This is a genomic window from Methylobacterium sp. Leaf88 (assembly GCF_001422795.1).
Lineage (GTDB): Bacteria > Pseudomonadota > Alphaproteobacteria > Rhizobiales > Beijerinckiaceae > Methylobacterium.
In genome coordinates, this window is record NZ_LMMK01000007.1 from 231,103 (window position 1) to 244,296 (window position 13,194).

Here is a 13,194-nt window from a genome sequence, read left to right on the forward strand (position 1 = left end):
AACGACGAGGTCTTCCCCGATCTTTACCGAACGTACGTTGATCTCCGGTAAATCTCGGTTCTTGCGGTGGTCGTCGGGTCGTCCGCTGCGAATTCCTCAGGCATCGGCACAGTCTCGGACCTCCCATGCAGATCGTCGTGTTGGCGGAATTCGCGGTGGCGAGCGGCGGTGCCGAGAAGGTGGCCGTCGAATCGGCACGGGGCCTCGCCGAGGCCGGACTCGACGTGACCTACATCCAGGCCATCGACGGGCCGGTGGATGACCTCCTCGACCATCCCCGCATCCGCCGGATCGGGCTGGGCAACACGGACATCTGGCAGCGTCCGGCGCATCGCGCCGCGCTCAACGGGCTCTGGGACGCGGAGGCCGCCGCCCGTCTCGGCGCCGCCCTCGACGCGCTACCGGTGCGGCCGGACCTGATCCATCTGCACCAATGGACGCGCAGCCTGTCGCCCAGCGTCTTCCCGGCGCTGTTCGCGCGCGGTCTCCCGGTCGTGACGACCCTGCACGACTACTTCCTGGCCTGCCCGAACGGGGTCTATTACCGCTTCGATCAGGCCGAGCCCTGTGCTCTGAAGCCTCTCTCGGCCGCCTGCCTCGCAGCGCCCTGCGACGGCCGGAGCCGGCTCCACAAGCTGGTGCGCGTCGGGCGCTCGGTCTCCCTGCGCGCGGCCCTGAAGCGGCAGCGCCTCGACGTCATCCATGTCTGCGACGCGAGCGTGGCGCGGATGGGTACGCTCCTGCAGGGTCTGGCGGTCACCCATCACCGGGTGGACAATCCGGTGCGCGTCACGAAGCAGGTGCCGGCCGATCCGGCACGGGGCGATGCGCTGGCCTATGTCGGCCGCCTGACCCGTGAGAAGGGCGTCGACCTCGTGGCGGACGCCGCGCGGGCCGCCGGGCTTCCGGCCCTGTTCGTCGGCACCGGTCCCCTGGAGAACGAGCTTCGTGCGCGCCCCGGGGTCGAGCTCGTGGGCTGGCAGGCGCCGGACGCGGTCTGGTCGCTCCTGCGCCGCCGGGCCCGGGCGATCGCCGCGCCGTCCCGCTGGTACGAGACCGGGCCCCTGACGGTCTACGAGGCCTTGGCCAACGGCATCCCGGTGATGGCGTCGAACCGATCCGGAGCGTCCGAGAAGATCCTCGACGGGGTGAACGGTTATTCCGTTTCGCCGGAGCCCGAGGCCTGGGCCCGGGCGGCCGCGACGCTCCACGACGACGCACGCACGGCCAGCCTCGGCGCCGCCGCGCATGCCCGCTACTGGGCGAGCCCGATGGCGCTGGGGGTTCATACCGATGCGTTGATCGCGGTCTACGAACGCATTCTCGCAACCCGGGCCGTCGAACGGCTGCCCGCGGACGCGGCTGCCTCGGCGGCTTGAAGGCGGCGCAGAAAGTTGGCAAAATTCTGCATCTTTCCGGACCGATGATCTTGACGTTCATGTTGCATCGCAACATAGATTTCCCGCGATGCATCGAACGAGTCGGTGCAGCCTGGAGAGCAGCGAGATGACCGGTCAGACCTTCGAAATCCCCGCCGAGATGCGCGCCTTCGCCGAGAAGAGCGTCGATCAGGCCCGCACCGCCGTGAGCACCTTCATCGGCACCGCGGTCAAGACGGCCGAGCAGATGCAGACGACGTCGAAGTCGGTGCAGGAGTCGATGCAGACCGTCGTTGCGAAGGGTCTCGACCAGGCTCAGGAAAATGCCGCCGCGACCTTCGACTTCGCCCAGAAGCTGGTCCGGACCCGCGACGTCCGCGAGGCGATGGCGTTGCAGGGCGAATTCATCCGCAGCCAGATCGCCACCCTGCAGGCCCAGGCCAAGGATCTGGGCGCCCTGGCTCAGAACACCCTGCGCCCCTCCGCCTGAACCCGGCCGGAGGCCCGAAACGCGCGGCCGGCCCCCTTCAGCGCCTCGGGGTGCCGCCCGCCCGCGCGGCGCCCCGCAGACATCCCGCCGTTTCGGGTTATTCTTCCCCTCGAAGCGGCAAGGAGACAGAAGCCATGGCAAGACGGCGCAGACCCCCCTCCAAAGCGCAGGACCGAGCCGGAGCGCTTCCGCAGACCGCCGGCAGCCAGGAGGATGGACCGATGAACATCGACACCGTGCAAGCCGTCGAGATGGGTGACCCGAACGATCCATCGGGGTCGGACCATGCGCCGAACCTCCATGACGCGCTCCTCGAAGGCGTGTCCCCGGACGCTCTGGCGGCGGCAGCCGGAAGCGACGGCACGCCGGTCCCGGTCGTGACCGAGTCCGCCACCGCGACGACCGAGACCTCCGAACGCGTCGAGGATCTCACCGTGGTCCCGGAAGAGACGGCGGCACCGGGCGAAGGCGGGCGGGAGACGGTCCAGGCCGCGGCCGACGCCGTCGAAGTCGCGACCGACACCGTCGAAGTCGCGACCGACGCCGTGGAGACCATCGCTCAGACCCTGCCCGCGACCATGGCCGAGCCCCTGCCGGCGGCGCGGTCCGTCCTCGAAGGCTCCCAGGCTTCCTTCGGCAAAATCGCGGACCTCGCAAAGTCGCCGCGGATCTCCGAGGTGATGGGTGAACTCGGCGAGGTGAACACCACCGTGCTCACCTATCTTCGCGGCGAGGGCGCCGCGGCGGTGGCCCACTGGCAGGCTCTCTCGGGCGCCAAGACCCCGGCCGATGCCATCCGCCTCCAGGTCACCGAGATGCAGCGCGCCGCCGACGCGTCGCTGAGCTGCTTCGCGGCCCTCGCCAAGCGGGCGAGCCGCTTCACCGGCACGATCGGCCGGCGCTGAAAGATCCGGCTCCGGCGCCCCTCGCGCCGGCGGCTCGACGCGTCTAGATATCCGGGAATCCGTCGCGGCGCCGTCCCAGACCGGGGCAGGGCCGCCGCGCCCTCGTCCCGGGAGTTCCCATGCCGCGCACGTCCCTTCTGCTCGTCCCGCTGCTGACCGCGACGCTCGCCGCCGCGCCCGCCACGGCACAGATGATGAAGTCGCCGGCGGTCCCCGAGCCGGGGGCGCCGGAGAAGGTGGTGCCCCTCGCCAAGGGCCAGGTGCAACTGTCCTTCGCCCCGGTGGTGAAGCGGGCCGCCCCCTCCGTGGTGAACGTCTATGCCTCGCACGTGGACACGCGGGGTCAGAGCCGCAGCGCCATGGACGAGTTCATGCGGCGCTTCTTCGGTGACAACGGGGCGGGACGCGGGCGCGGGGGCGCGCCGGGCGAACGCGCCCAGAAGTCCCTCGGCTCCGGCGTGATCGTCGACGAATCCGGCCTCGTCATCACCAACAACCACGTCATCGAGAACATGAACGAGGTGCGCATCGCGCTCGCCGATCGGCGCGAATTCGAAGCCACCATCGTGCTGCGCGACCCCCGCACCGATCTCGCCGTGGTCAAGATCAAGAGCCCGTCCGGCGGGCTGAGCCCGATGGCGTTCGGCGACTCCGAGTCCCTCGAAGTCGGCGACTTCGTGATGGCGATCGGCAACCCGTTCGGGGTCGGGCAGACGGTGACGCAGGGCATCGTCTCGGCGCTGGCGCGCACGCAGGTCGGCTCCTCCGACTACCAGTTCTTCATCCAGACCGATGCGGCCATCAATCCCGGCAATTCGGGCGGCGCCCTGGTCAACCTCCAGGGCCAACTGGTCGGGATCAACACCGCGATCTACTCGCAATCGGGCGGCAGCCACGGCATCGGCTTCGCCATCCCCGCCAGCATGGTCCGCGCCGTGGTGGAGACCGCCAAGGGCGGGGCGAGCGCCGTGCGGCGTCCCTGGCTCGGCGCCCGCGTGCAGAGCGTGACGCCCGACATCGCCGAGAGCATGGGCCTGGATCATCCCACCGGCGTGCTGGTGGCGAGCCTTCAGGCCAAGAGTCCGGCGGAGGAGGCCGGCCTCAAGCGCGGCGACCTCATCCTCACGGTGGACGGCAAGAGCGTCGACGACCCGGAAGCCTTCGGCTACCGCTTCGCCCTGAAGGGACTCACCGGCCAGACCCAGTTCGGCATCCTGCGCGGCACCGGGCGCTCGACCGTGGCGGTGAAGCTCGGCCCCGCACCGGAGACGCGTCCGCGCGACACCCTCAAGGTGCGCACCCGCTCGCCCTTCCTGGGCGCGACCCTGGTGAACACGTCCCCGGCCGTGGCGGAGGAGCTTCAGGCCGACTTCCCGTCCGACGGAGTCGCGGTGGCCAGCATCGACGAAGGCTCGGTCGCCGCGCGCGCAGGCCTGCAGAAGGGCGACATGATCGTCGCCATCAACGGCATGCCGATCGCCACCACCAAGGACCTGGAACGGATCACCCGCAACAGCCTCAACATGTGGGAGGTCTCGATCAACCGCGGCGGCGAGGTCATGACCTCGATGTTCGGGGGCTGATGGCCCAGCCGGCAGGGGAGGCCGCGATTTTCCCGGTTGCGGGCGGCGGACACCCGCGTCTTTGATGCGCCGATGTCCGACCTGTTCGCCTCCGCCGGCTTGGCCAACACCGCCCCCCGTCCCCTCGCGGATGCCCTGCGTCCGAAAGCCCTGGCGGAGGTGGTGGGACAGGAGCACCTGACCGGCCCCGACGGGGCCCTGACCCGCCTCCTCAATGCCCGCTCCTTCGGCTCGCTGGTGTTCTGGGGACCTCCGGGCACCGGCAAGACCACCGTGGCGCGGCTCCTGGCGCACGAGACCGACCTGCATTTCGAGCAGATCTCGGCGATCTTCTCCGGCATCGCCGAACTCCGGAAGGTGTTCGACGCGGCGCGCGGGCGCCGGGCCATGGGGCGGGGCACCCTGCTCTTCGTGGACGAGATCCACCGCTTCAACCGGGCGCAGCTCGACGCCTTCCTGCCCGTGATGGAGGACGGCACGGTGACGCTGGTCGGCGCCACCACGGAGAACCCGTCCTTCGAGCTGAACGCCGCCCTCCTGTCCCGCGCCCGCGTCCTCCTCTTCCGGGCGCTCGACGACGCAGCCGTCGCCAAGCTGCTGGTGCGGGCGGAGGCGCTGACCGGCCAGCCGCTTCCCCTGGACGCGGAGGCCCGCGGGGTCCTGGTCCGCATGGCCGACGGGGACGGGCGCGCCGCGCTGACCCTCGCCGAGGAGGTCTGGCGCTCGGCCAAGCCGGGCGAGACCTTCGACGCGGAGCAGCTGCAGGCGATCATCCAGCGCCGCGCGCCGATCTACGACAAGTCGCAGGAGGGGCACTACAACCTCATCAGCGCCCTGCATAAGACCGTGCGCGGCTCCGACCCGGACGCTGCGCTCTACTATCTCTGCCGGATGCTCGACGGCGGCGAGGACCGCCTCTTCATCGCCCGCCGCCTCGTGCGCATGGCGGTGGAGGATATCGGGCTTGCCGACCCGCAGGCCCTCGTGGTGGCCACCGCCGCCAAGGACGCCTTCGACTTCCTCGGCTCGCCGGAGGGGGAATTGGCCCTGGCCCAGGTCACGGTCTACCTAGCCTGCGCGCCGAAATCGAACGCGGTCTACGAGGCCTACAAGGCCGCCACGCGGGTGGCGAAGGCGCACGGCTCGCTGCCACCGCCCCGCACCATTCTCAACGGCTCCACGAAGCTGATGCGCAAGATCGGCTACGGCGAGGGGTATCGCTACGACCACGACGAGCCCGACGCCTTCTCGGGCCAGGATTACTGGCCGGAAAAGCTCGGACGCCAGCACTTCTACGCGCCCACGGATCGCGGCATGGAGCAGCGCTACACCGAGCGATTGGCCCATTGGGAAGCCCTGCGCCGGCAGCGACGCGCCGACGAGGACTGAAGCCCGCGTCTCCTCCGTCGAAAGTCCGCGACGCGTCGCGCGCCCGCTGCCTCAGGCAGACGAGGGGAATCTAGTCGCTCGAGACGAGGCGCAGATGAAAGCCGTCCCGGATCGCACTCGGGACCGACCCCGTGAACTCCGCCGGATCGCCGACGCGCAGGGCGAAGGCCATCTCGTCGGTGGGCAGCGGCTTGGCGGAGACGGGCGGCATCGCCTGCGCGAGGCAGGTGCCGAGACCGATGGCCGCAGCGACCTGACCGCCGATCCAGGGAAGCAGCGTCCGGTGGAGGGAATGGGGCCGTGAGCCGGCCGACGTTCCGGCCAGCATCCGGGCGGGCACGTCCGGGAGAGCCGCCGCCCGGGAGGTCGCGGGCGCCGCGCCGCTCGGCGCCAGCGGGAATGCGCTGAAATCGAAGGCGGCGGAGTCGTCGCTGAGCGGGACAAGCACGGGTTCCATGTCGCTCAAACTGGACCGAGTCCGCTAACGCCGTCTTAACTGCCCAGGCCGGGGCAGATCTGGTCTGGCCGGGCCGGCGGCCAGTCTTGCGGGGCGTCCGACGTCTCGGCTCGGCGCGAGGCGCCGGAGCTGCGCGATCGCGCGGCCCGGCCTTGCAACCGGGTGGCCGCCATGGTGGGATTCGCGCCTCCGGTCTCGCCGCGCCGCCGGGTGCGTGACACCCCGGACCGACGTCCCAGCGGTCCTCGGTCACGCTCCGTGCCCCGGCCACGACCCAGCAGGACCCTTCGAGCCAGCATGCAGACCTATCCGATCCTCTCCGCCCGCTTCGCGCGCCTCGGCGCCCTCGGGGACGCCGCGGGGCTTCTCCATTGGGACCGCCAGACGCTGATGCCCGCGGGTGCGGCCGACATGCGGGCCGAGCAGCTCGCCCAGCTCGCGGTCATCGGCCACGAGATCCTGACGGCCCCGGAGACCGGCGACCTGATCGCCCGGTCCCTCGACGACGTCGCGAGCCTCGGGCCGTGGGAACGGGCGAACCTGCGGGAGATGCGCCGGGCCTATCTGCATGCCGCCGCGGTTCCGGCCGATCTCGTGGCGGCGAGCTCGAAGGCGTCGTCCCAGTCGGGGATGATCTGGCGGGAGGCGCGGGCGCGCGCCGATTTCGCCATGCTGGCGCCGGCCCTGGGCGAGACCCTGCGCCTGCAGCGGGAGGTCGGCGCGGCGAAGGGGTCCGCCCTCGGCCTCGATCCGTACGACGCCCTCCTCGACGGCTACGATCCCGGGATGCGCCGCGCCACGATCGATCCGGTGTTCGCCCACCTGCGCGCTGCGTTGCCGGATCTGATCGCGGCGGTTCAGGCGCGTCAGGCGCGGGAGCCGGCCCCGCTGCCCCTGACCGGCCCGTTCCCGGTGGAGGCGCAGAAGGCGATCGGGGAACGGCTGATGCGCGCCGTCGGCTTCGATTTCGAGCGGGGCCGGCTCGACGTCAGTCTCCACCCCTTCTGCGGCGGCGCCACCGACGATGTGCGGATCACCACCCGCTACGATGCCGCCGATGCCACCGGCGCCCTGATGGGCGTGCTGCACGAGACCGGCCACGCCCTCTACGAACAGGGCCTGCCGGCCGCGTGGCATCACCAGCCGGTGGGGACGGCCCGCGGCATGACCCTGCACGAGAGCCAGTCGCTGCTGGTGGAGATGCAGGCCTGTCGCTCGGGTGAGTTCTGCGCCTATCTCGCGCCGATCCTGGCGGAGGCCTTCGGCGGGGAGGGACCCGCCTGGAGCACGCAGAACCTCTACCGGTGCTACACGCGCGTGGCGCCGGGCTTCATCCGGGTCGATGCGGACGAGGTGACCTATCCGGCCCACATCCTCCTGCGCTACGAACTCGAGACCGCGATGATCGCGGGCGATCTGGCGCTCGCCGACCTGCCGGGCGCCTTCAACGACGGCCTGCGCGATCTCCTCGGCCTCACCGTCCCCGATGATCGGCTGGGCTGCCTGCAGGACATCCACTGGCCGAGCGGAAGCTTCGGCTACTTCCCGACCTACACCCTCGGCGCGATGGCGGCGGCGCAGCTGTTCCGCGCGGCTCGAGACCAGAGGCCGGGCCTGCCGTCCGATCTGACCAGGGGTGATTTCACGGCCCTGCGCGGATGGCTGCGCGAGGCCGTCCACGCCCGCGGCTCCCTGCTCGAGACCGACGACCTGCTCGTCGCCGCCACCGGCAAACCCCTCGGCGCGGAGGACTTCATGGCTCACCTGCGGCTCCGGTATCTCGGAGAGGGCTGAGACGCCTGCGCCGGGCGATCGCCGCCCTGTCCGCGCGGGGCTCGCGGCGGCGGCCGAAGTGCACCGGCGCGCGGCGAGGCCGTCGCCGAAACCGCCGCCCGGCTCGGTTCGCCGACCGCCTCGCGCGGGCGCGGTCCGTCGTTTCGGGTTCACGGACGGTGGACCGGACGCGGGTCAGCCTGTAGGCCGGCGGCCCCTCCACCAGCGGACCTGACGTCCGGAGATCCTCATGGCGGCCTGCGGCCTCGATTTCGGCACCTCGAACACCACCCTTGGCCTCGTCACCGGACAGCGCCCGCAGCTCGTGCCCCTGGAGGGGCGCCACGTCACGATCCCCAGCGCGATCTTCTTTCCGCCGGGGCAGGCGCCCTTCGTCGGGCGGGCCGCCATGGCCGAGTACCTCGAGGGAACGCCGGGCCGGTTGATGCGAAGCCTCAAGTCGGTGCTGGGCTCGTCCCTCCTGGAGGAGACGACCCCCGTCGGGCGCGAGCGCATCAGGTTCCGCGACGTCATCGCCCGCTACCTCGCGGCCGTGAAGACGCGGGCGGAGACCGAGACCGGCCGCGTCCTCGATACCGTGGTCCACGGCCGCCCGGTTCACTTCGTCGACGGCGATCCGGAGGGCGATGCCCGCGCCGAGGAGGCCCTGCGCGCGATCGCCACCAGCATCGGCTTCCGCCACGTCTCGTTCCAGTTCGAGCCGATCGCGGCCGCCCTCGATTACGAGCAGCAGGTCCGCGCGGAGGAGATCGCCCTCATCGCGGATATCGGCGGCGGCACCTCGGACTTCTCCATCGTGCGCCTCTCGCCGGAGCGGCATGCGCAGCCCGATCGCAGCAGCGATATCCTGGCCAATGACGGGGTGCGCATCGGCGGGACCGACTTCGACCGCCGGCTGAGCCTCGGCACGGTGATGCCGCTGCTCGGCCTCGGCAGCCCGATGACGCGGGGCGATATCGATGTTCCCACGGGCTATTTCCACGACCTCGCCACCTGGTCGAGCATCAACCGGCTCTACAACGCCAAGACCCTGCGCGAGATCGAGGAGGTCCGCCGCGACGCGCAGCGTCCCGACCTGCTGGCGCGGCTCCACACCGTCGTCGAAGCCGAGCGCGGGCATTCCCTGGCGATGGAGGTGGAAGGCGCCAAGATCGCGACCTCGGAGGCCGGTCAGGGCAGGATCGCCCTGGACTGGGTCGAGGCGGGGCTTGAGGCCGAGATCGACCGGCAGGGCCTCGTCGTCCATACGGACGAACTCGCGCGGCGGATCGCCGAGCGGATCGACCGATGCCTCGCGCAAGCCGGCCTCACGGCCGACCGGATCGACGCCCTGTTCCTCACCGGGGGCTCCACCGGCTTGCCCCATGTCCGCGCCGCCCTGACCGCCGGCGTCCCGAACGCCCGCGTGGTCGATGGCGACACCTTCGGCTCCGTGGGCACCGGGTTGACCCTCGAGGCGGCCCGGCGTGCGGCCTGAGGCCGATCGGAGCCCAGAAAGATCGACCCGGTCGGGCGACACGCTCCGTGTGCCCTTTGTCGTGGCGCCCGTGGGTGTTACGAGCAGGCCATGACCACACGACCACCTTCACGCGGCGGCTCCGGGCGCAAGGGCGCCGGCACGGGCCGCGGCGCACCGCCCGGCCGCTCCCCCCGGCCGGGCAAACCGGGTGCCTTCCGGCGGCCGGACCGCGAGCGCACGGGGCCGCGCACCAGCGCCCTCGATGCCGCCCAGCGCGCGGCGCAAGGGCGCGGCGATGCCGCGGCCAAGCACGCCCCCTGGCGCCCCGGCCAGGAGGCGAGCGACCGCGAGGCCGGCCCCCAGGACGGCTTCGAGACCGTGACCGAAGCCCCCCGGCGGGCGCCGCGCACCCGCGCCGAGCGACCGGCGCCGGCCGGTCCCGCGCCGGCGCGTCGCCCGGGCGCGGCCTCGCGTGAGACCGCACCGGCGCCGGAGGGACCGACCCGGCGCGAGCAGCGCGCGGCCGCCTCCGCCACCCTGGCCTCCGGCGTCCAGACCCTCACGGTGGAGGAGGACGAGGCCGGGATGCGGATCGACCGCTTCCTGACCACGCGTTTTCCCCAGCTTCCCTTCACGCGCGTCCAGAGCATCGTGCGCAAGGGCGAGCTCCGGGTCGACGGCAAACGCGCCAAGCCCAACGATCGGCTCGATCCGGGCATGAGTGTGCGCGTGCCGCCGCTCAAGCTCGAGGCCCAGGGCGAGCGTCCCCGCTCGGCCGCGAAGGACGCCACGGACGCCGACTTCATCCGCTCGCTCATCCTCTACGAGGATGCCGAGATGATGATCCTGAACAAGCCCTTCGGCCTTGCGGTCCAGGGCGGCTCCGGCACCGTGCGGCACGTGGATGGCCTCCTGGAGGCACTGACGGGCAAGGACGGGCAGAAGCCGCGCCTCGTCCACCGCCTCGACAAGGACACCGCGGGTTGCCTCATCGTGGCCAAGACGCGGCTGGCCGCCGCGACCCTGGCCAAGAGCTTCCGTTCGCGCTCGGCCCGGAAGGTCTACTGGGCCCTCACCGCCGGCGTGCCGCGGGTGGCGCAGGGCCGGATCTCGACCTACCTCGCCAAGGAGGAGCCCACGGACGCGGATGCGCGCATGCGGGTGGCCAAGCACGGCGACGAGGGCGCCGCGCACGCCCTGACGTATTACGCCATGGTCGACAACGCGGCCCAGAAGCTGTCGTGGCTGTCGCTGAAGCCGGTGACCGGGCGCACCCATCAGTTGCGCGCGCACGCCGCCCATATCGGGCATCCCATCGTGGGCGACCCGAAATACTTCAGCATCGAGAACTGGGAGCTGCCCGGCGGCATCCAGAATCGGCTGCATCTCCTCGCCCGACGGATCGTGATCCCGCATCCCCGGACGGGACAGCCCGTGGACGTCACGGCCCCGCTTCCGCCGCATATGGCGCAGAGCTGGAACCTGCTCGGGTTCGACGCATCCCGCTACGATCCCATCGTGGAGGCGCCGGAAGCCTGACGCCCCCTCCCGCGCTCGGGAGGTGCGGCACCTCGCCGGAGGACGAGGCGGGAGGGCGCCACGGCTGCACCTTGGCAAGCGCCCGCCATGCCTTATCCTCCCCATCCATCCCGGCGGGCGCGTTGCCACCGGCCAAGGACCGTCGCGCCACGATGCATCGAGACACGATCCTGACGCCGGCGATCGGCTTCGCACTCCTGGCACTCGCGGCGATCGGCGCGGGCAGCACGCTCAGCACCGCCGCGACGGCGCAGGCGACTCCACCGGCCCAGACCCAGACAAGGGCGCAGCCGCAGACGCCGGCGACGCCGCAGAATTCAGGACCGCAGCCACAAGCGGCACCGGCCGTCCCGCCTCAGGGACCGGGCGCACAGGGGCAGGGATCACGGCCGGCGGGAGCCAGTCAGGCGGTCGGTACGGCCGGAGGGCGTGGCGCGGCACAGGTCGGCCGGCCCCGGCGGCGGTCCTACGCCGCCTGCAACCGGATCTCGCACACGCGCGGCCTGCGCGGCGGAGCCCGGCGCCGGTTCCTCGTCCGGTGCAAGCTCGGCTACGATCGCCCCCGGAACGGTCAGACCCAGGGCCCGCGGCAGCCGTGAGGAACGCCGTTCGCAGCACGAGCCCGAATCCGTGAAGCTCATCGTCTTCGACGTCGACGGAACCCTCGTCGACAGCCAGCACCTCATCGTGGCCGCGCAGGGCATGGCCTTTGCCGAGCATGGCCTGACGGCGCCGAGCCGTACGGACTCGCTCTCGGTGGTGGGGTTGTCCCTGCCGCAGGCCTTCCGGCGCCTCGTCGGTGACGACGGCCCGATCGAGGGGTTATCCGAGAGCTACAAGCGCGCCTTCAACATCCTGCGCCTCGACCCGAACTACGAGGAGCCCTTGTTCCCCGGCATGGAGGCGCTGCTCACACGCCTCCATGCCCGCGACGACGTGCAACTCGGGATCGCCACCGGAAAAGCGCGGCGCGGGGTCGATCGCCTGATCGAGACCCATGGCTGGCGGGGATGGTTCGCCACGACCCAGAGCGCCGACGACGCGCCCTCCAAGCCCGACCCCGCCATGCTGCTCCAGGCCATGGCGGAGACCGGGGCCGCGCCGGACGCCACCGTGATGATCGGCGACACCACCTACGACATGACGATGGCGGTCAGTGCCGGTGCCGCGGCCGTAGGCGTGGCCTGGGGCTACCATCCCGTCGGGGCGCTGTTCGGTGCCGGCGCTTCCATCGTCGTCGACACCGCGGATGATCTCGGGGCCCTCTTTTCCGGGGATCCGCGCGCACGGGCGGCGGCCCAGGCCTGACCCCGGCGCCAGACGCGAGACGCCGTGTCTCGCAGCCTGCGCCGCGATGCCCTATCTGCAGGACCATGAGCGACGATTCCAAACCCGATTGGCTCGGCGAGCCTGAACACCCCACCCAGCCCGATCCGACCCGTGCGGCACGCGGCCCCGGCAAGCCCGCCCTGCCGAAACGGTTCTACGGACAGGCCGGCCTCGCCGCGCACGGCGACGGCTTCCGGCTGACCCTCGACGGGCGCCCGGCGAACACGCCGGCCCGCAATCCTCTCGCCCTGCCGACGCGCGCCCTCGCGGAGGCCGTGGCCGCCGAATGGGCGGCGCAGGTCGCGGTCATCGACCCCGCCACCATGCCGCTGACGCGCCTCGCCAACACCGCCATCGACGGGGTCGCGCCGCGCCGCGAGGCCGTGGTGGACGACCTCTCGGCTTATGCGGGCACCGACCTGCTGGCCTACCGCGCCGGCGATCCGGCGCGTCTCGTGCGCGCCCAGGCCGAGGCCTGGGACCCGATCCTCGACTGGGCGCACAGCGATCTCGGCGCCCGCTTCATCCTCGGCGAAGGCGTCATGCACGTCACCCAACCGGATACCACCGTGGTGGCGCTGCGCCGGGCGATCGGCGAAACCGAAGGCCCGTTCCGGTTGGCCGCCCTTCACACGTTGACGACGCTGACCGGATCGCTCGTCCTCGCCCTCGCGGTGTTGCGCGGGCAGGCCAGTCCGGCCGAAGCCTGGGCGGCGGCCCATGTGGACGAGACCTATCAGGCGAGCGTCTGGGGCCGTGACGCGGAGGCTGAGGCGCGTCACGCCCTTCGGCAAGCCGAGTTCGAGGCCGCGGCCCGGCTGGCACAATTGAGCCGTTAAATCGATTTTCGCGGAAAGCGCCGCGTGCTAA

The 13,194-nt window shown here is 71.6% G+C and carries 11 protein-coding genes; 10 read left to right on the plus strand and 1 reads right to left on the minus strand.

Going from position 1 to position 13,194, the window contains the following annotated elements:
• Window positions 1-125 precede the first annotated feature (125 nt).
• The 5 genes from ASF20_RS05370 to ASF20_RS05390 all read left to right on the plus strand — a co-directional run bounded on the left by ASF20_RS05370 (window position 126) and on the right by ASF20_RS05390 (window position 5,746).
• On the plus strand, window positions 126-1,379 hold the full coding sequence (locus tag ASF20_RS05370; RefSeq protein WP_056271714.1) for a glycosyltransferase: 1,254 nt from the start codon (window positions 126-128) through the stop codon (window positions 1,377-1,379).
• Between the two features lie 127 nt (window positions 1,380-1,506).
• Entirely contained in the window at window positions 1,507-1,869 is a 363-nt protein-coding gene (locus ASF20_RS05375; protein ID WP_056271717.1) for a phasin, read from the plus strand.
• A gap of 221 nt (window positions 1,870-2,090) precedes the next feature.
• Window positions 2,091-2,774: a hypothetical protein gene (locus ASF20_RS05380; RefSeq protein WP_056271720.1), complete on the plus strand. Its 684-nt coding sequence runs from the start codon at window positions 2,091-2,093 to the stop codon at window positions 2,772-2,774.
• Window positions 2,775-2,893: 119 nt separating this feature from the next.
• A complete protein-coding gene (locus tag ASF20_RS05385) occupies window positions 2,894-4,357 on the plus strand; it encodes a Do family serine endopeptidase (RefSeq protein ID WP_056271721.1) in 1,464 nt (487 codons plus the stop codon).
• A gap of 72 nt (window positions 4,358-4,429) precedes the next feature.
• Window positions 4,430-5,746 carry a replication-associated recombination protein A gene (locus ASF20_RS05390; RefSeq protein WP_056271724.1) on the plus strand — a complete coding sequence of 439 codons (1,317 nt, stop codon included), beginning with the start codon at window positions 4,430-4,432 and terminating at the stop codon, window positions 5,744-5,746.
• 70 nt (window positions 5,747-5,816) lie between these two features.
• On the opposite strand, the gene ASF20_RS05395 is transcribed toward ASF20_RS05390, so the two are convergent.
• Window positions 5,817-6,194: a hypothetical protein gene (locus tag ASF20_RS05395; protein ID WP_156647974.1), complete on the minus strand. Its 378-nt coding sequence runs from the start codon at window positions 6,192-6,194 to the stop codon at window positions 5,817-5,819.
• A gap of 306 nt (window positions 6,195-6,500) precedes the next feature.
• On the opposite strand from ASF20_RS05395, the gene ASF20_RS05400 reads away from it, so the two are divergent.
• From ASF20_RS05400 to ASF20_RS05420, 5 genes are all read left to right on the plus strand, one after another.
• A complete protein-coding gene (locus ASF20_RS05400; RefSeq protein ID WP_056271730.1) occupies window positions 6,501-7,997 on the plus strand; it encodes a carboxypeptidase M32 in 1,497 nt (498 codons plus the stop codon).
• A gap of 229 nt (window positions 7,998-8,226) precedes the next feature.
• Window positions 8,227-9,474 (plus strand): Hsp70 family protein, encoded by a 1,248-nt coding sequence (locus ASF20_RS05405; RefSeq protein ID WP_056271733.1) that lies wholly within the window; start codon window positions 8,227-8,229, stop codon window positions 9,472-9,474.
• A gap of 90 nt (window positions 9,475-9,564) precedes the next feature.
• Window positions 9,565-10,995, plus strand: coding sequence for an RluA family pseudouridine synthase (locus tag ASF20_RS05410; protein ID WP_056271736.1), 1,431 nt, complete (start codon window positions 9,565-9,567; stop codon window positions 10,993-10,995).
• Window positions 10,996-11,625: 630 nt separating this feature from the next.
• Window positions 11,626-12,303, plus strand: a complete 678-nt coding sequence (locus ASF20_RS05415) for an HAD-IA family hydrolase (RefSeq protein WP_056221163.1) — start codon at window positions 11,626-11,628, stop codon at window positions 12,301-12,303.
• 65 nt (window positions 12,304-12,368) lie between these two features.
• On the plus strand, window positions 12,369-13,163 hold the full coding sequence (locus ASF20_RS05420) for an ATP12 family protein (RefSeq protein ID WP_056271738.1): 795 nt from the start codon (window positions 12,369-12,371) through the stop codon (window positions 13,161-13,163).
• The last annotated feature ends 31 nt before the right edge of the window (window positions 13,164-13,194 follow it).